The 16,262-nt window shown below is 60.5% G+C and carries 13 protein-coding genes; 9 read left to right on the top strand and 4 right to left on the bottom strand.

Features of this window, described 5'->3' with window-relative positions:
- Window positions 1-62 precede the first annotated feature (62 nt).
- The 6 genes from N1078_RS00970 to N1078_RS00995 all read left to right on the top strand — a co-directional run bounded on the left by N1078_RS00970 (window position 63) and on the right by N1078_RS00995 (window position 6,561).
- Complete coding sequence (locus N1078_RS00970) at window positions 63-356, top strand: putative quinol monooxygenase (RefSeq protein ID WP_274086336.1); 294 nt, start codon at window positions 63-65, stop codon at window positions 354-356.
- A 10-nt stretch (window positions 357-366) separates the two neighbouring features.
- Window positions 367-1,383: a zinc-binding alcohol dehydrogenase family protein gene (locus tag N1078_RS00975; protein WP_274086337.1), complete on the top strand. Its 1,017-nt coding sequence runs from the start codon at window positions 367-369 to the stop codon at window positions 1,381-1,383.
- A gap of 188 nt (window positions 1,384-1,571) precedes the next feature.
- Window positions 1,572-2,768 (top strand): sodium/glutamate symporter, encoded by a 1,197-nt coding sequence (gene gltS, locus N1078_RS00980; protein ID WP_274086338.1) that lies wholly within the window; start codon window positions 1,572-1,574, stop codon window positions 2,766-2,768.
- Between the two features lie 2 nt (window positions 2,769-2,770).
- Window positions 2,771-4,258: a TAXI family TRAP transporter solute-binding subunit gene (locus tag N1078_RS00985; protein WP_274086339.1), complete on the top strand. Its 1,488-nt coding sequence runs from the start codon at window positions 2,771-2,773 to the stop codon at window positions 4,256-4,258.
- Window positions 4,259-4,439: 181 nt separating this feature from the next.
- Entirely contained in the window at window positions 4,440-6,281 is a 1,842-nt protein-coding gene (locus N1078_RS00990) for a PAS domain S-box protein (RefSeq protein ID WP_274086340.1), read from the top strand.
- Window positions 6,282-6,381: 100 nt separating this feature from the next.
- A complete protein-coding gene (locus N1078_RS00995; protein ID WP_274086341.1) occupies window positions 6,382-6,561 on the top strand; it encodes a hypothetical protein in 180 nt (59 codons plus the stop codon).
- Here the strand turns inward: N1078_RS00995 and N1078_RS01000 are convergent.
- From N1078_RS01000 to N1078_RS01010, 3 genes are all read right to left on the bottom strand, one after another.
- Complete coding sequence (locus tag N1078_RS01000) at window positions 6,558-7,748, bottom strand: multidrug effflux MFS transporter (RefSeq protein ID WP_274086342.1); 1,191 nt, start codon at window positions 7,746-7,748, stop codon at window positions 6,558-6,560. The genes N1078_RS00995 and N1078_RS01000 overlap by 4 nt on opposite strands.
- Before the next feature lie 129 nt (window positions 7,749-7,877).
- Window positions 7,878-11,006, bottom strand: coding sequence for an efflux RND transporter permease subunit (locus N1078_RS01005; protein ID WP_274086343.1), 3,129 nt, complete (start codon window positions 11,004-11,006; stop codon window positions 7,878-7,880).
- Window positions 11,007-11,019: 13 nt separating this feature from the next.
- A complete protein-coding gene (locus tag N1078_RS01010) occupies window positions 11,020-12,159 on the bottom strand; it encodes an efflux RND transporter periplasmic adaptor subunit (RefSeq protein WP_274086344.1) in 1,140 nt (379 codons plus the stop codon).
- A 137-nt stretch (window positions 12,160-12,296) separates the two neighbouring features.
- Between N1078_RS01010 and N1078_RS01015 the strand changes: the two genes are divergently transcribed.
- Window positions 12,297-12,923 (top strand): TetR family transcriptional regulator, encoded by a 627-nt coding sequence (locus N1078_RS01015; RefSeq protein ID WP_274086345.1) that lies wholly within the window; start codon window positions 12,297-12,299, stop codon window positions 12,921-12,923.
- A 14-nt stretch (window positions 12,924-12,937) separates the two neighbouring features.
- Here the strand turns inward: N1078_RS01015 and N1078_RS01020 are convergent, their stop codons facing one another.
- The gene (locus N1078_RS01020) at window positions 12,938-13,150 is read right to left on the bottom strand and encodes a heavy-metal-associated domain-containing protein (protein WP_274086346.1); all 213 of its coding nucleotides are present in this window, start codon (window positions 13,148-13,150) and stop codon (window positions 12,938-12,940) included.
- A gap of 205 nt (window positions 13,151-13,355) precedes the next feature.
- On the opposite strand from N1078_RS01020, the gene N1078_RS01025 reads away from it, so the two are divergent.
- Together N1078_RS01025 and cueR are read left to right on the top strand one after the other, a co-directional pair.
- The gene (locus N1078_RS01025; protein WP_274086347.1) at window positions 13,356-15,749 is read left to right on the top strand and encodes a heavy metal translocating P-type ATPase; all 2,394 of its coding nucleotides are present in this window, start codon (window positions 13,356-13,358) and stop codon (window positions 15,747-15,749) included.
- 76 nt (window positions 15,750-15,825) lie between these two features.
- Window positions 15,826-16,230, top strand: a complete 405-nt coding sequence (cueR, locus tag N1078_RS01030) for a Cu(I)-responsive transcriptional regulator (protein ID WP_274086348.1) — start codon at window positions 15,826-15,828, stop codon at window positions 16,228-16,230.
- The last annotated feature ends 32 nt before the right edge of the window (window positions 16,231-16,262 follow it).

The following is a 16,262-nucleotide window of genomic DNA, read 5'->3' on the forward strand; positions in this document are numbered from 1 at the left end:
GCAGACTGTTTTTCTCGTCAATCAAATAACCGAGCATTGCCAGCACTTAACCGGAGTCCACCATGACCACGCCACTGACCCTGATTGCCACCATCACTGCCCGCCCCGGCCAGGCCGAGGCTGTTGAAGCAGGCTTGCGCCAATTGGTGCCGCCCAGCCAAGCCGAAGCCGGTTGCCTGCAATACAACCTGCACCGCCATCAGGAGCTGCCCAACCGCTTCATCATGGTTGAGCAGTGGCAGGACGCCGCCGCCCTCCGCGCGCACCAGCAGACCGCACACTTTCTGCACTTCGGCGAAACCTGCGGCAGCCTGCTGGAACAGGTCGATCATCAACTGATGCAACGCATTCTCTAAGGAGCACTCTATGAAAGCTGTCGCCTATTACCAGTCTTTGCCCATCGACCACGTCGACGCCCTGCTGGATGTCGAACTGCCTGCGCCGACGCCCGGCCCGCGCGACCTGCTGGTCGAGGTCAAGGCCATTTCGGTCAACCCGGTAGACACCAAGATCCGTCGCAACGTCGCCCCTGAAGACGGCGCTGCCAAGGTACTGGGCTGGGACGCCAGCGGTATCGTCAAGGCCGTGGGCAGCGATGTCAGCCTGTTCCAGCCTGGTGACCGGGTGTATTACGCCGGGGCGATCAACCGCGCCGGGGCCAACAGCGAGCTACATGTGGTGGATGAACGCATCGTAGGGCGTATGCCAGAAAAGCTGGCGTTTGCCGAAGCCGCCGCGCTGCCGCTGACCGCAATCACCGCCTGGGAGTTGTTGTTTGAGCGACTGCAAGTCAGCCAAGGCAGCGCAGACCTGGGCCAGAGCCTGCTGATCGTCGGTGCAGCCGGCGGCGTGGGTTCCATCTTGGTGCAGCTGGCACGTCAACTCACTGGCCTGACAGTGATTGGCACCGCATCCCGCCCCGAGACCCAAGCCTGGGTTCGCGAGCTGGGTGCGCATCATGTGATCGACCACCGCCAACCGCTGAGTGAAGAGCTGAAACGCATCGGTATCAACCAGGTCACCCATGTGGCGAGCCTGACCCAGACCGATCAGCACTATGCGCAACTGGTCGAAGCCCTGGCCCCGCAAGGCCGTCTGGCGCTGATCGACGATCCAGAGCAGCCACTGGACATCATGCCGCTCAAGCGCAAAAGCCTGTCGCTGCACTGGGAGTTGATGTTTACCCGCTCGCTATTCGAGACCGCCGATATGATCGAGCAGCATCGCCTGCTGCAACGGGTTGCCGAATTGGTGGATGCCGGCACCCTGAAAACTACGCTCGGCGAGCACTTCGGCAGCATCAACGCGGCCAATCTGCGCCGCGCCCATGCGCTGCTGGAAAGCGGCACGGCACGCGGCAAAATCGTTCTCGAAGGCTTCTAGGCCACCCGCCAAATCGAGCCAACGCCGCGCCTCTAGCGCGGCCCTTGGCCCATAGGTTGCACAGCGCCACCAGGCGATTCGACAGCGCAGCATTCCTTAGCTAGAACTCTACTGACCGCACGCATAATCCCGCTGCCGCGACGATACGGCGGCTTCAACTGCGGACGTCCATCGCAAGGAGTTCCGCAGTGACCTTACTCCCCCTAGAAACCCTGCTAGTCGCCACTCTGGTGCTGCTGCTCGGACGCTGGGTTAACCGCCAAATACCACTGTTGTCGCACTACAACATTCCCGACCCCATCACCGGCGGCCTGCTGTTTGCCGTCGGCATGCTGATCAGCGGCGAACTCAGCAGCTTCAGCCTTGAGTTCGATTCCACGCTCAAGCCGGTGTTGCTGTTGGCGTTTTTCGCTGCCGTGGGCCTGTCAGCCAATCTCAGCCTGCTCAAGCAAGGCGGCAAACGCCTGCTGATGTTCGTACTCGTACTGATCCCCTTCCTGCTTCTACAAAACCTCACAGGGCTGTTAATCGCCTGGGGGCTAGACATGCATCCGCTGATGGGGTTGATCGGCGGCAGCATCACCTTGGTCGGCGGCCACGGCACGGGCGCGGCGTATGCCGAACGCTTCGCCGAGGTGAACAACATCCAGTCAATCATGGAACTGGCGATGACCGGAGCCACCCTCGGCCTGGTATTGGGCGGCATCTGCGGCGGGCCGCTGGCGCAGTGGCTAATCAAGCGTCACCAGTTAGCGGGCAGTGATGGCCAAGCGGCCGCCACCTACATAAGCAGCGACGCCACCGAGGCAGCGCCCATTAAAGCAGGCAACCTGATTCCCGTACTGGCGGCGGTATTGATCGCGGTACTCGCCGGCAGCTGGCTGGCCAATCTGGTCAGCGGCGGGCCAGTGACCCTGCCGAGCTTTCTTTGGTGCCTGCTGCTGGGCGTAGCGATCCGTAATGGCGGCCACTTGATCGGTTTACGCTTTAACGATGCGGCCATCGATATGCTCTCCAGCCTGACCTTGGCGCTGTTTCTGGCAATCACCATGATGGCGCTGAACTTGGCCAGTGTTGCCAGCCTGGCCGGGCCACTGCTACTGATCCTGCTGGGGCAGTTACTAGTCGTGTTGATCTATGGCGGCCTGCTGGTCTATCGCGCGGCGGGGCGTGACTATGAAAGTGCGGTGATGTCCGCCGCCTTCTGCGGCTTCGCGATGGGCGCCACCGCCACCGCTATTGCCAACATGCAAGCGATTACCCAGAAATACGGCCCCGCTCCCCAGGCATTTTTGGTGGTTCCTCTGGTCGGTGCGTTTCTCATCGACTTGCTCAATGCCCTGGTTCTTACCGGCTACCTGTCACTGCCCTGGGTTGGAGGTTGAGCATGCGCCTGCTTATTTTGCTGCTCTGCGCCGCATTACTCGCGGCCTGCTCACGCGGGCCGACGCCAGAAACCTTGCAGAGTGATCTGCAACAACGCCTGCAGCAGGTCTTTCCAGCGAGCCTGCTAAGCCTTGACCAACTGCAGCGCCGCGGGTCGGCCAATGACGCCAACGCGCCGGACGGGGAAAAACGCTTAGTGGTCTACTTCGATGCCACGCTCAAGGTTGAACAGGATCAAGACTTCGGTGCTTGGGACTCACCCGGTGTGGCCAGCCTGGTCACGGCCTTGGGTGCTGGACCGCGCGGCTTATCCGGGATCCAGAGCGGCGGCAATCGCGCGGGTGATCTGCTCAAAGTGCATGGCAGCCTGATCTACCGCGAACAGCAAGGCAGCTGGCAGGCAGTCGTACCCCAAGGCTTCACCGCACCCCGCGCGGCACAATCGGGGGAAGGCGGTAACAGCAAACGGGAAACGCTGGTTAACGCGATCAGCACCGCGTTGAACCTTGGCCCTGGCGGCACCAGCCCACAGGAACGCAAAGCCATTGACGACGAACTGGAGCGCGCCCTGAGTAATATCCGCAGCCGCCTTTCCCGCCTGGAGAGCGGTTATCCGCTGGCAGGTGGGCCGCCAGCCGGGCAATACGCACGTTTTGCGCAAGCGGTTACTGAACTGCTAAAAAAACAGGGGGTAAGTGTGCGCGCGCTGAACACCGAAGGCGGCCTGGACAACTTGCGCATGCTACGCCGTGGTGAGGTGGTGGCGGCCTTGTCGCAAAGCGATGCCGCCTATGCTGCCGTCCACGGCATCGGCCCGTTCCAGAATGATGGTCCAGACCTTAGGTTACGCGTCATTGCTAACCTTTACCCCGAGCCGGTACATGTACTGGTCAATGCCAGGAGCGGGCTGCAAGGCATCGCCGATCTGCGCGGCAAACGAGTCAATATCGGCCAGCCTGGCTCGGCCTCGCGCCTCACCGCGTTGGCAGTACTAACTGCCCACGGGCTGCAACCGAAGGATCTGGCGGCGGCCGCAGAGCTTGACCTTCAGCAGGCCCTAAGTGCCTTACGTGATAACCAACTGGACGCGCTGATTCAGGTCATTGGCGCACCAGCCGACAGCATCCGCGCGGCCAGCGAAACCGTTGATCTGCGCCTGCTACCACTGACGGAAGCCGCAATCGGCAGACTACAACAGCAGCATCCGGGCAGCTTCGCGTTCAATCTTCCCCAGGGCACCTACCCACAGCAGAACGATCCAGTAGCAACACTGGCGGTAAGCAGCATGCTGCTTACCGATGATCAACTGACCGTGCGTGAAGTGGAGAACTTGGTGCGCCTGTTGTTCTCCCAGGACAACCAATGGTTGCAGTACGGCAGTATCCAGGGCGCACAGCTGTCCCCCAAGAACGCCTTGCTCGACCTCGGGGTACCGCTGCATAGCGGCGCTGAGAAAGCCTTGCAACCAGAGCCAGTACCGGCGAATTGAATTCGGCGCGCTCGCCCTGCCGCTAATTAGCAGGGCGAACCCAAACAGTATGTGAATAGCGCTGCTGTAGCGTGCAGGCTCAGCGCTGCCAACTAAACTTTCTTCAGCAGCCGCGCTGGCATTGCAGCCTGTATGGCCAGCGGCTGGACGTTCGACCAATCCAACTAAGTGGGCGGTAAGGATGCGACCCGATCTGAAAGGCCCCCTACGCCTCGCCGGCCTTTATTTATTGTTCAGCTCTCTGTGGATTTTCGGCAGCAATTATCTGCTGCCAAAATTTATTAGCAGCAGCGAGCTATTGGGCAGCCTGAACATTGTTAAAAGCGTGTTGTTTGTCATGCTCAGCACGAGCCTGATCTTTTTTGTCAGCTACCGTGATCGGCGCGCGCAGCGTCTTCTGCTTGATGCCCTCACCCAGAGCAGCAACCTGCTAAAACGGACTCAACGCAGTGCCTCACTCGGCAGCTGGGAATACAACCATGACTTCCAGCTCAGTGAAGAGGCGCGGAACCTGCTCGGTCGTGACCATGACAGCCACACATGCAGCCTTGAACAACTACTCAACTGCCTGCACCCAGCCGAACGTACTCACGTAAAGCGCGCCTTGCAGGCCTTGATCGATGACCACAGCCCGATGCTCGTCAGCGCCCGGCTGTTAAAACCACAACAGTCGCAAACCACGTGGCTGATGCTGCGCGGGGAGGTCGACGAACACAGCCGAATCTTGGGCACCCTTCAGGACATCAGCCTGCAGAAACGCGACGAAAGCGCCCTGCGAGAAAGCGAGCAACGCTTTCGCCAATTGTTCGAGCAAACGCCTCGCATTGCGGTGCAAGGCTACGACCGTGAACGCCGCGTGATTTACTGGAACCAGGCCAGTAGCCAGCTCTACGGCTATGCCGTGCATGAGGTAATGGGCCGTCGCCTGGAAGAGCTGATCGTGCCGCCACCAGCGCGTAGCAAGGTGGCCACTGCGATTAACCGATGGCAGCTCGGCGGCCCGCCGATTCCTGCGGCAGAGGTGCAGTTACAACGCAAAGACGGCAGCCCGGTATGGGTCTATTCCAGCCACTTAATGCTGCGCAACAGCCTTGATCAACTCGAGCTGTACTGCGTCGACATCGACCTCACAGAACATAAGAAGACCGACAGCGAGCTGCAAGCCAGCGACCACCGCTACCGCTCGCTGGTCGAGCACCTTGGCGATGCGATTTTCATCACCGATGCCGCCGCTCAGCTGACCTTTCTCAACCCCGCTTGGGAGCAAATCAGCGGCTACCCCATTCACGAAAGCCTTGGCAGCCCGCTGCAGCACTTTATGCCCGAGTTGGGCCAGCCCCCGCTCAGCCATAGGCTGCATGAGTTACTCGGCGGCAAACTGGATAATCTGCGCCTGGAATGTCAGCTACTGACCCGCAGCGGCCCGGCTCGCCGGGTTGAGTTGCAGTTCAATTTCAGTGAGTTGGAGCAAGGCCTGCACGGCAGCCTGCGTGACGTACATGAGCGCCATCAGACTCAGCAACTGCAACAGGCGCGCAATGCAGTACTCGATGAACTGCTGGGGTTGCACCCATTGCACAGTATTCTCGCGGGCATCACCCAGCGCCTGGAAAACCTGCAACCACAAATGCGTGTATCGATCATGCTACTCGATGAGCAACAGCGCCTGCATGTTGGCGCAGCCCCCAGCCTGCCGAAAGCGTATTGCCAAGCCATCGACGGGATTAAGGCGGGGCTGGAAGTGGGCTCATGCGGACACGCCGCCGTGAGTGGTGAACTGGTCATTGCCGAAGACCTCAACCAGCACCCCTACTGGCGCGATTACCGGGCCGTCGCAGTGGCTGCAGGCTTACACGCCTGCTGGTCACTGCCCTTCAAGGATGATGGCGGTCAGGTGCTGGGCACTTTCGGTATCTACTATTTGCAACCCACGCGGCCGAGCGCGGCGGATATCGCCCTGGTGACAGAGTTCACTCGCCTGGCGGGACTGGCGGTGCAATTAAGCGTGACCACGATAAATTGATCAGACCAACGGTGCGTTCGTCGTGATCGAATTTGTTTCAAGTCAATCAATGTTCATATCTAGCAACTAGACTGCGTGCTCTTGCAGAGGAGATACGTCCATGAACGTCATGATCCAACCTGTAAACACCGCCGCAGGTCGCGGCTGGCAAGTGCGCCTTGGTAAGCAAACGGTCACCTTCCGCAGCGAGCCCGAAGCCCGCCAGTTTGTCAGCACCCTGCAAGCCCGCCTGAACGCCCCGCATGTCTTACCCGCAGAGCAGCAGCGCGTTGCCAGTTAACCCAGCACGTGGTTCGTACCGCGCTCGGCCCAGCGGGTAAACAGGGAAAACCCCACGGCCAATAACCCGCAAGCAAAAATCACCACCGCAACTGACCAGGCACTGCCGTCATGCAGCACACCGACCATGGTGGCGGCACTGGCGGCGATGACAAATTGCAGGCTGCCCAGCAACGCCGAAGCACTGCCAGCATGCCGGCCTTGCCCGGCCATGGCACAGGCCGAGGCGTTGGGCAGCAGAATGCCTAAACAAGCAATGCAGCCGAACAGCGGAATCAACAACGGCCATAAGGCCTGCGGCTTGGCCAGCGCAACCAACAATAACGCCAGGCCGCACGCCAAGTAGAACCAAACGGTTTTGCCTAGCCAGTAAGCCGGCCCATGCCGCGCGACCAGCCAAGCGTTCAATTGGGCCACCAGAATAAACCCCAGGGCATTACTGCCAAACAACACGCCATAGTGCTCGGCGGGGACGCCATACAGCTCGATAAACACAAACGGCGAACCCGCGATGTAGGCAAACATCCCGGCCACGGCAAAACCGCCCGTCAGTGCATACCCCAGAAACGGCAGGTTGGCGAACAGCCGCTTGTACTCACCAATCGCACCGCGCAGAGGGGCTGGCGGTACATCCTTGGCCAGGGTTTCCGGCAACCACTTAGCCAGCGCGAGGAGGCACATAAGGCTGAACAGCGTCAGGCAGATAAAGATTGATGGCCACCCAAACGCGCTGAGCAGCAGGCCGCCGGCCAGTGGCGCAAGAATCGGCGCCACACCCATCACCAGCATCAACTGGGAAAACACCTTGGCCGAATTGATCGGGTCACACAGGTCACGCACCACCGCGCGCGACACCACCATCCCGGCACAACCGCCCAGCGCCTGAACAAAGCGTGCAGCAATTAGCCATTCCAGACTCGGCGCCAATGCGCAGGCCAGTGAAGCCAGGCTGAACAACAGCACCCCGAACAACAACGGCTTGCGCCGGCCAAAGCGGTCCGCCAAAGGGCCGTATACCAGTTGGCCAATAGCCAGACCTGCAAAGTACGCAGCCAACGACAGCTGCACGTGCTCCACATCGGTGGCGAAGGCCTGCGCCAGAGCCGGGAAGCTCGGCAGGTAAAAATCGATAGCCAGCGGCCCAAAGGCGCTTAGCGAGCCGAGGATCAACAAAAGACGTAAGGGCATGTACATCCAGATTAAATAGGGGGCTATCCGCTACCGTAACCCGGAAAAAACACCGGGTTACGGCCTCACAGAGCGCTCCCGGAGTGCATCCGGGCTACGCCCTGCTAGCCCCGTGACAGGGCGCAGAGATCAAACTGCTGAGTCGGCTTTCTTCCGGCCTTTGCCGATTTTTTCCGCTAATGACTCCACCAGCATGTAGAACATCGGGATCAGGAAGATTGCCAGGAAGGTTGCCGCCAGCATACCGCCGATGACGCCAGTGCCAATCGAGTGACGGCTGGCAGAGCCCGCCCCCGTACTAATTGCCAGCGGCACAACACCGAGAATAAAGGCCAGCGACGTCATGATGATCGGACGGAAACGCAAACGCGCGGCCTCCAGCGCCGACTCGAAGATACCCATGCCATTGTGTCGGTTGAGCACAGCGAACTCGACGATCAGGATGGCGTTCTTCGCCGCCAGGCCGATCAGCGTAAGAAGGCCGACCTGGAAGTACAGATCGTTCTCGATACCGCGCAGCCATACCGCGAGAATCGCACCGAATACCGCAAACGGCACTGCAGTGACCACCGCCAGTGGCAAGGTCCAACGCTCGTACTGCGCCGCGAGGATCAGGAACACCATGATCAGGCCGAAGATAAAGGCACTGCTGCCAGAACCCTGAGACGCCACTTCCTGGTAAGCCGAACCGGTCCAACCAATGCTGTAATCGCTGCCCAGCACTTCGTTCGCAACCTCCTGGATTACGCTCAGCGCCTGGCCCGAGCTGTAACCAGGCGCCGGCCCGCCAAGGATCTTCGCGGCGGGGTAGACGTTGAAGCGTGCATAGGTATCCGGGCCGAGAATACGTTCGACCTTGACCAAACTGGCCAACGATACCAACTCACCACTGGCCGCACGCACATAGACCTGGGACAGATCCTCGGGCTTGCTGCGGAATTCCGCCTCAGCCTGCAGACTGACCTGGAACGTGCGGCCATACAGGCTGAAGTCATTGACGTAGTAGCTGCCGAATGTGGCCTGCATGGCGGTGAACACGTCACTCACAGTCACCCCAAGCGCGCGCGCTTTAGTGCGATCCAGATCAATAAAGTACTGCGGCACGTTGGCGCTAAAGGTGCTTTGTACACCTGCCAACTCAGGGCGTTTGGCGGCAGCGGCCAGGAAAGCCTGCACCTTGCTCGCCAAATCAGCGGTAGTGCCACCACTGCGGTCCTGGATATAGCCTTCAAAACCGCCGGTGGTACTCATACCAGTGATCGGCGGCGGGTTGAAGCTCATCATCACGCCGTCTTTTTGCGACGATGCCATGCCCATGAACTCACGCGTTAAGTTGCGCGCATCCAGTTCCGGCGTGGTGCGTTCGCTCCAGTCTTTGAGCGGCACAAAGGACACCCCCGAACTGCTGCGGGTACCGGAGGAGAGAATGTCGAAGCCGGCAAAGGTCACCACGTTCTCCACCGCCGGATGCGCCATCAACTGCTGGGTCACCTCGCTGGTGAGTTTCTCGGTGCGGGTCAACGAAGCAGCAGGCGGCAGGAAGTAGGCATTGATCACATAACCTTGGTCTTCACTGGGCACCAGGGAGCTGGGCACCCGGTTAAACAGCACGACCATCAGCGCAATCATCCCCCCAAACAGCAGCAAACCAACCGCCGTGCGCTTGAGGAAGAAACGTACGCCCGCGGTGTAACCATTGGTCAGCTTGTCAAAAACGCGGTTGAAGGCACGGAACGGTGCCGCCGGTTCGTGATGCCCGGGCTTGAGCAGCAAGGCACAGAGTGCCGGGCTTAGCGTCAGGGCAACAATGCCGGAGATCACCACCGACACGGCAATGGTGATGGCGAACTGTTTATACATTTCCCCGGCCAGGCCGCCGAGGAAGCCCACCGGCACGAATACCGCGCAGAGCACCAGCACAATGGCGATGATGGGGCCGGTTACCTCCTCCATGGCTTTGATGGTGGCCTCACGCGGCCCTACCTTGTCGGTGGCCATTACCCGCTCAACGTTCTCGATCACCACAATGGCGTCGTCCACCACGATACCGATGGCCAGTACCATGCCGAACAGGGTCAGCAGGTTGATCGAGAAGCCGAGCATGTACATACCGGCAAAGGTGCCGATCAACGAGACTGGAATCGCCAGTACCGGGATCAACGTAGCGCGCCAATTCTGCAGGAAGAGGAACACCACCAAGACCACCAGGACCAGTGCTTCGAAGAAGGTGTAAATCACCTCATCAATCGACACCCGGACGAATTTGGTGGTGTCGTACGGCACCTTGTAGGTCATGCCACTGGGGAAGGTCTTCGACAGGCGCGCCAAGGTTGTGCTGACCGCCTCAGCCGTATCCAGGGCATTTGCGCCCGGCTGCAGGTACACACCAAACGCCGCGTTTTGCTGACCGTTGAGCGAGGTCATCAGCGAGTAGTCCTGCGCCCCCAGTTCGATCCGCGCGACATCCTTGAGCAACAGGCTGGCACCGGTTTCATCGGTACGCAGGATGACGTTTTCAAATTCTTGCGGATCCGTAAAGCGGCCCTGGGTGGTCACCGTGTAGGTGAAGTCCTGCTCCTGCTTGAGTGGTTGCTGGCCGAAGCTGCCGGCGGCGAACTGCGAGTTTTGCTCACGAATCGCATTAACCACATCGGTCGGTGTCAGGTTGAACTGGGCTAACTTGTCCGGACGCAGCCAGATGCGCATGGAGTAGTCTTTCGAGCCGAACTGGCTGACATCGCCCACGCCCGGCAGGCGCTTGAGTTCGTCGATCACGTTAATCAATGCGTAGTTGCTGATATACACCGGATCACGCGAGCCATCCGGCGAATACAGGGTCACGACCTGCAGGATGTCCGAAGACTTCTTCTGCACTTTTACGCCCTGACGGCGCACTTCTTCCGGCAACTTTGCCAAGGCGGCCTGCACCCGGTTGTTGACGTCGATGGTGGCCTGGTCTGGATCAGTGCCAACCTCGAAATACACCGACAGACTCATGGCGTTGCCGCCGGAGTTGGACTGCTGGTAAATCATCCCTTCAACGCCGTTGATCGACTGCTCCAGCGGTGCGGCGACCGTCTCGGCAATTACTTGGGCGCTCGCACCGGCATAGCTGGCGCTTACCGACACTTGCGGCGGGAGAATTTGCGGGTACTGGGCGATAGGCAATGCACGCATGGCCATGAGGCCGGCCAGCACCAATAGGATGGAAATAACCGCGGCAAATACCGGGCGGTCGATAAAGAAGCGTGAGATCACCTGGGGACGCTCCTTAAGACTGGCTGGCTGCGGGGGCAGCAATACTGACCGGGCTGTCCGGGCGAACTTTGGCCAACCCTTCGACGATCACCCGATCACCTTCACTGATCCCGGAAACAATCACCCAACGCCCCTTGGCCGTATGGCCCGTGGTGACCTGGCGCATGCGCGCAATACCCGCGTCGTCGACCACATAAACAAAGGTGCCGGCAGGGCCTTGGGCAACCGCGCGCTCAGGCAGGGTCATAGCGTTAGGCAGGCTTAGGCCTTTAACCTGTACACGGACAAACTGACCGGGTAGCAGCTTCTGCTCAGGGTTAGGTACGACGGCGCGCGCACTGACCGAACCGGTACCGCGATCCACCAGGCTATCGGTAAAGTCCACCTTGCCCTCCAGCGGATAAACACTACCGTCGCCCAGGGTAATTTTCACACTCATCTTGCCGTCTTCAGGCAGCATCAGGCTGCCGTTCTGCAGGCCATTGCGGACACTGGCCACATCGGAGTCGGGCGCCGCAAAGTTGACGTAAATCGGATCCAGCTGGGTGATATTGCTCAGCAGGCTGGCATTCGGATCGCCAGCGACCATCAAACTGCCTTCGGAAACAGTTTCTTTGCTGGTAATACCAGAAATGGGCGCCTTCACCGTGGTGTAGTCGAGGTCGATCTGCTTGGACAGCACCTCGGCCTCGGCGGCCTGGATATTCGCCTTGCTCTGCTCGAAATTGGAGATGGCATTGTCCAGCTCGCTCTCGCTGGCAAAGCCCTTCTTCTGCAGCTCACGGATACGCTTGAGATCACGCTCGGTTTGCCGATAGCGCGCTTGCTCCTGCGCGAGTGCACCCTTGGCCCGACTCAGTGCGGCCTGGTAAGTACGCGGGTCGATGCGAAACATCACCTGGCCCTTCTTCACCGCGCTACCTTCTAGGTAAGTGCGTTCCTGCAGAATCCCACTGACCTGAGCGCGCACCTGAACTTCACGAAAGCCGGCCGTGCGGGCGGAGTATTCAAACTCCAGCGGCAATGCTTCGACCTTTACGGTTTCCACCACTACTTCAGGCGCGGGCGGGGCGTCAGCGGCATACAGCGGGGATGCCAGAACAGCCAGCAACAAGGAACCGGCAAGCGCCGGCAGATGACGGGGAAAAAGCATGGATGTCTCCGAAAGGACGCAGGGCGCAGCATGTGGGCCGGCAATGCTAGTTACATACACAAGTGCTTGTAAATAGAACATTGCCCTTAACTTCATTACACTTTGTGCTCAGCCTAGCCAGAAATACGCCTGCTGCCATGCGCAGAACCAAAGAAGATGCCGAAAAGACCCGAATGGCTCTGCTTGAAGCCGCCGAAACGCTGTTTCTAGAAAAAGGCGTGGCGCACACCAGCCTGGAGCACATAGCACGGCATGCGGGGGTGACGCGCGGTGCGGTGTATTGGCACTTTGCCAACAAGGCCGACCTGTTCAACGCCATGCTCGGCCAAGTACGCCTACCGCCTGAGCAGTTGACCGAGCGAATGCGCGGCTGCCCTGCTCACGACCCGCTAATAACCCTGCGCGAGCTGTGCATCGAGGCCATCGCGAACCTGGCGCGTGATCAACAAAGGCGCCGGATCTTCACCATTTTGCTGCGCAGGTGTGAATTTACCGAAGAGCTACGCGAGGCCGAAGAGCGCCACGAAAGCTTTATCAACCTGTTTATCGAACTCTGTGAGCAGCAGTTCAGCAGCCCGTCGGTCCGCTTGCGCCTGTACCCGGGGCTCAGTCCGCGCCTGGCAGCGCGGTCGGTACATGCATTAATTGTCGGCCTGTTTCACGATTGGCTGCGTGACCCCGGGCTCTTCGACCCACTGCAGGACACCGCGCCCATGATCAATGCCTGCTTTCGTGGGCTGGTCCGTGACTGGCCAGCCCAATAACTTCCCAATACTGATCAGGCTAGACCGGCGCTGTAGCCAGCTTCGGCAATCGCAATAATCAGCTGATCGCTTGGCAGGCTACTACCCACCGTCACCTCGCCACCTTGCAGCTTCACCCGCACATCTGCGGTCGCATCACGGGCCAGCACGGCCTCGGTTACCGCTTTAATGCAGTGATCACAGGTCATGCCTTCGACCCGAAATGTATGAACGCGTGTTGCTTGCATCACTAATCACCTGAATTCACCTGTTAAGGGGCACAGTGTCCTCCCTCCCAACGGGGTCAGGTCAAGCCATAAAAATGCCCCGGACATTTTTAACCCTGCACAGCAGGGTCTTAGGCGCGCCAGGTATGGCACCCCACAAAACAGCGCTTGACCCTACCAAGGTGGCAAGGTTGATTATGTTACGAAACCTAACGGAGACCGTCGCATGTCTACTCTCACCACCTTCGATCTGCCGATCCGCGGCATGACCTGCGCCAGTTGCGCCGGCCGCGTTGAGCGCGCACTAGCCAAGGTGCCCGAGGTCACAGGGGTCAGCGTCAACTTGGCCAGCGAACGGGCACGCCTCGAAGCACCAGCCGAAAGCCTGGAGCAACTGGTTGCAGCCGTCACTGCGGCCGGCTATGAGGTGCCCAGCGAACGCCTCGAACTGGCCATCAGCGGCATGACCTGCGCTAGCTGTGCCGGCCGCATCGAGCGCGCACTGGCGCAGCAGCCTGGCGTGATGTCAGTCAGCGTCAACCTGGCCACTGAACACGCGCAATTGCAGGTACTCCACGGCACTGATCTGGATGCACTCCTGCAGGCCGTCAGCCGAGCGGGCTACCAAGCCAGCCAGCTCAGCGCCACACAAAACGCACCCGCCAGCACCAGCAAACCGCTGCAGCGCGAGCGCTGGATGCTGCTTTTAGCCATCGCGCTGACCCTACCGCTGGTCATCCCCATGCTCGTCGCGCCCTTCGGGCTGCACTGGATGTTACCCGCCTGGGCGCAGTTCGCCCTCGCCACCCCGGTGCAGTTCATCTTCGGCGCACGCTTCTATCGCGCCGCCTGGAACGCACTGCGCGCCAAGGCCGGCAACATGGACCAACTGGTCGCCATTGGTACCAGTGCCGCTTATGGCTTGAGCCTCTATCAATGGGCCGTGACGCCGACCGGCGGCATGCCGCATCTGTATTTCGAAGCCTCGGCCGTGATCATTACCCTGATCCTGCTGGGCAAATACCTGGAAAGCCGCGCCAAACGCCAAACCAGCAGCGCCATCCGTGCCCTGCAAGCGTTACGCCCGGAGCGCGCCCTGCGCCTGCGCGATGGCAGCGAACAGTGGGTGGCCCTCAACGAACTGCAGCTGGGCGACCGCATTGTCGTTAAGCCGGGCGAGCGCTTCCCTGTCGATGGGCAGGTCGTAGAAGGCCGCAGCCACGCCGACGAGGCACTCATCAGCGGTGAGAGCCTGCCGCAACCCAAACAGCCCGGAGACACGGTGACCGCCGGGGCGATCAACGGCGAAGGACGCTTGCTGATCGAAACCACCGCCCTCGGTGCGGAAACCGTACTGTCGCGGATCATTCGTCTGGTCGAAGACGCCCAAGCCGCCAAGGCGCCCATCCAGAAGCTGGTGGATAAGGTCAGCCGCATCTTCGTGCCCAGCGTACTACTGATTGCCCTGGCCACACTGGTGGTCTGGCTGGCGCTCGGCGCAGGCATTGAAACGGCCTTGCTCAACGCCGTGGCGGTGCTGGTGATTGCCTGCCCCTGCGCCCTCGGCCTGGCCACGCCTACCGCCATCATGGCGGGCACCGGGGTGGCCGCGCGTCACGGCATTTTGATCAAAGATGCCGAAGCCTTAGACGTCGCCCACTCAGTCAGCCTGGTGGCATTCGACAAGACCGGCACCCTGACCTCAGGCTCACCACGCATCACCCACCTGCAGGCCGTCGACGGCGACACCCAGCAACTGCTGCAACTGGCGGGCGCGCTGCAACGCGGTAGCGAACACCCACTGGCCAAGGCGGTACTCGACCAATGTGCGGCAGAACAGCTGACACTGGCCGAGGTTAGCGACAGCAAAGCCTTGGCCGGGCGCGGTATTGCCGGGCGGATTGGCGAGCGCGAGTTGGCTCTGGGCAACAAGCGCCTGCTGGAAGAACACTGGCTGCAGAATCAAACGCTAGTCGCCGAAGCGCTGGCCTGGGAGGCCGAAGGGCGCACCCTGTCCTGGCTCGTGGAGCTGGCGCCACAACCGCAGGTGCTGGGCCTGTTTGCCTTCGGTGACATACTCAAGGAGGGCGCGGCAGACGCCATCAGCGCGCTGACTGCACAAGGTATCGCCAGCCACTTGATCAGTGGCGACAACAAAGGCAGCGTCGATGCCGTGGCAAAAGCCCTCGGCATTACCGCCGCACATGCTCAAGTGCTGCCAGCCAATAAGGCTGCAATCATCACTGAGCTGAAAAAAGACGCCGTCGTGGCCATGGTCGGCGACGGCATTAATGATGCGCCGGCGCTGGCCGCCGCCGATGTCGGTATCGCCATGGGCAGCGGCACCGATGTGGCCATGCATGCCGCCGGTATCACCTTGATGCGTGGCGACCCGCGCCTGGTCGCCGACGCTCTGGACATCAGCAAACGCACCTACAACAAAATCCGCCAAAACCTGTTCTGGGCCTTCGCCTATAACCTGATCGGCATACCGCTCGCGGCCGCTGGCTTGCTCAACCCAATGCTGGCCGGCGCCGCAATGGCCTTGTCCAGCGTCAGCGTGGTGAGCAATGCCCTGCTGTTGAAAACCTGGAAGCCGAAGAGTGATGGTCCTGTATAGCCCAGACGTGTCCGCACCATCTGTGGCGTGTGGCGCGAGCACGTCCTCGACCACCTAAACAACCTTAGGAGTCCACATGAACATTGGCCAAGCGGCAACGAAAACCGGCCTCAGCGCCAAGATGATTCGCTACTACGAAAGCATCGACCTGCTGCCCGCTGCCGCCCGTACGGACAGCGGCTACCGCCAGTACAGCGCACAGGACCTGCACCGCCTGGCCTTTATCAAGCGCTCGCGCGATCTGGGCTTCTCCCTCGCCGAAGTCAGCCAGTTGCTGGCCCTATGGCAGGACCGCCAACGCGCCAGCGCCGACGTCAAAGCCCTGGCTGCCACGCATATTGATGAACTGGAACGCAAGATCAGCGAACTCAGCGACCTGCGCGACACGCTCAAAGAGTTGATGGATAACTGCCAAGGCGACGACCGCCCGGAGTGCCCGATCCTCAGGGATCTGGCCGGGCGCACCTGCGAGCGTGACTGAAACCGCTCATAGACCGCCTGTCGGATATCCGC

Origin of the sequence: Pseudomonas sp. MIL19, assembly GCF_028680365.1 — a bacterium.
Lineage (GTDB): Bacteria > Pseudomonadota > Gammaproteobacteria > Pseudomonadales > Pseudomonadaceae > Aquipseudomonas > Aquipseudomonas spirodelae.

What these genes read in the sequence shown, in the direction of transcription:
- N1078_RS00995 (WP_274086341.1), top strand. Translation starts at nt 6,382, where the DNA reads ATGAACGTCATGATCCAACCTGTAAACACCGCCGCAGGTCGCGGCTGG.
- N1078_RS00990 (WP_274086340.1), top strand. Translation starts at nt 4,440, where the DNA reads ATGCGACCCGATCTGAAAGGCCCCCTACGCCTCGCCGGCCTTTATTTA.
- N1078_RS01010 (WP_274086344.1), bottom strand. Translation starts at nt 12,159, where the DNA reads ATGCTTTTTCCCCGTCATCTGCCGGCGCTTGCCGGTTCCTTGTTGCTG.
- N1078_RS01020 (WP_274086346.1), bottom strand. Translation starts at nt 13,150, where the DNA reads ATGCAAGCAACACGCGTTCATACATTTCGGGTCGAAGGCATGACCTGT.
- N1078_RS01015 (WP_274086345.1), top strand. Translation starts at nt 12,297, where the DNA reads ATGCGCAGAACCAAAGAAGATGCCGAAAAGACCCGAATGGCTCTGCTT.
- N1078_RS00970 (WP_274086336.1), top strand. Translation starts at nt 63, where the DNA reads ATGACCACGCCACTGACCCTGATTGCCACCATCACTGCCCGCCCCGGC.
- N1078_RS00985 (WP_274086339.1), top strand. Translation starts at nt 2,771, where the DNA reads ATGCGCCTGCTTATTTTGCTGCTCTGCGCCGCATTACTCGCGGCCTGC.
- N1078_RS01025 (WP_274086347.1), top strand. Translation starts at nt 13,356, where the DNA reads ATGTCTACTCTCACCACCTTCGATCTGCCGATCCGCGGCATGACCTGC.
- cueR (WP_274086348.1), top strand. Translation starts at nt 15,826, where the DNA reads ATGAACATTGGCCAAGCGGCAACGAAAACCGGCCTCAGCGCCAAGATG.
- N1078_RS01000 (WP_274086342.1), bottom strand. Translation starts at nt 7,748, where the DNA reads ATGCCCTTACGTCTTTTGTTGATCCTCGGCTCGCTAAGCGCCTTTGGG.
- N1078_RS00975 (WP_274086337.1), top strand. Translation starts at nt 367, where the DNA reads ATGAAAGCTGTCGCCTATTACCAGTCTTTGCCCATCGACCACGTCGAC.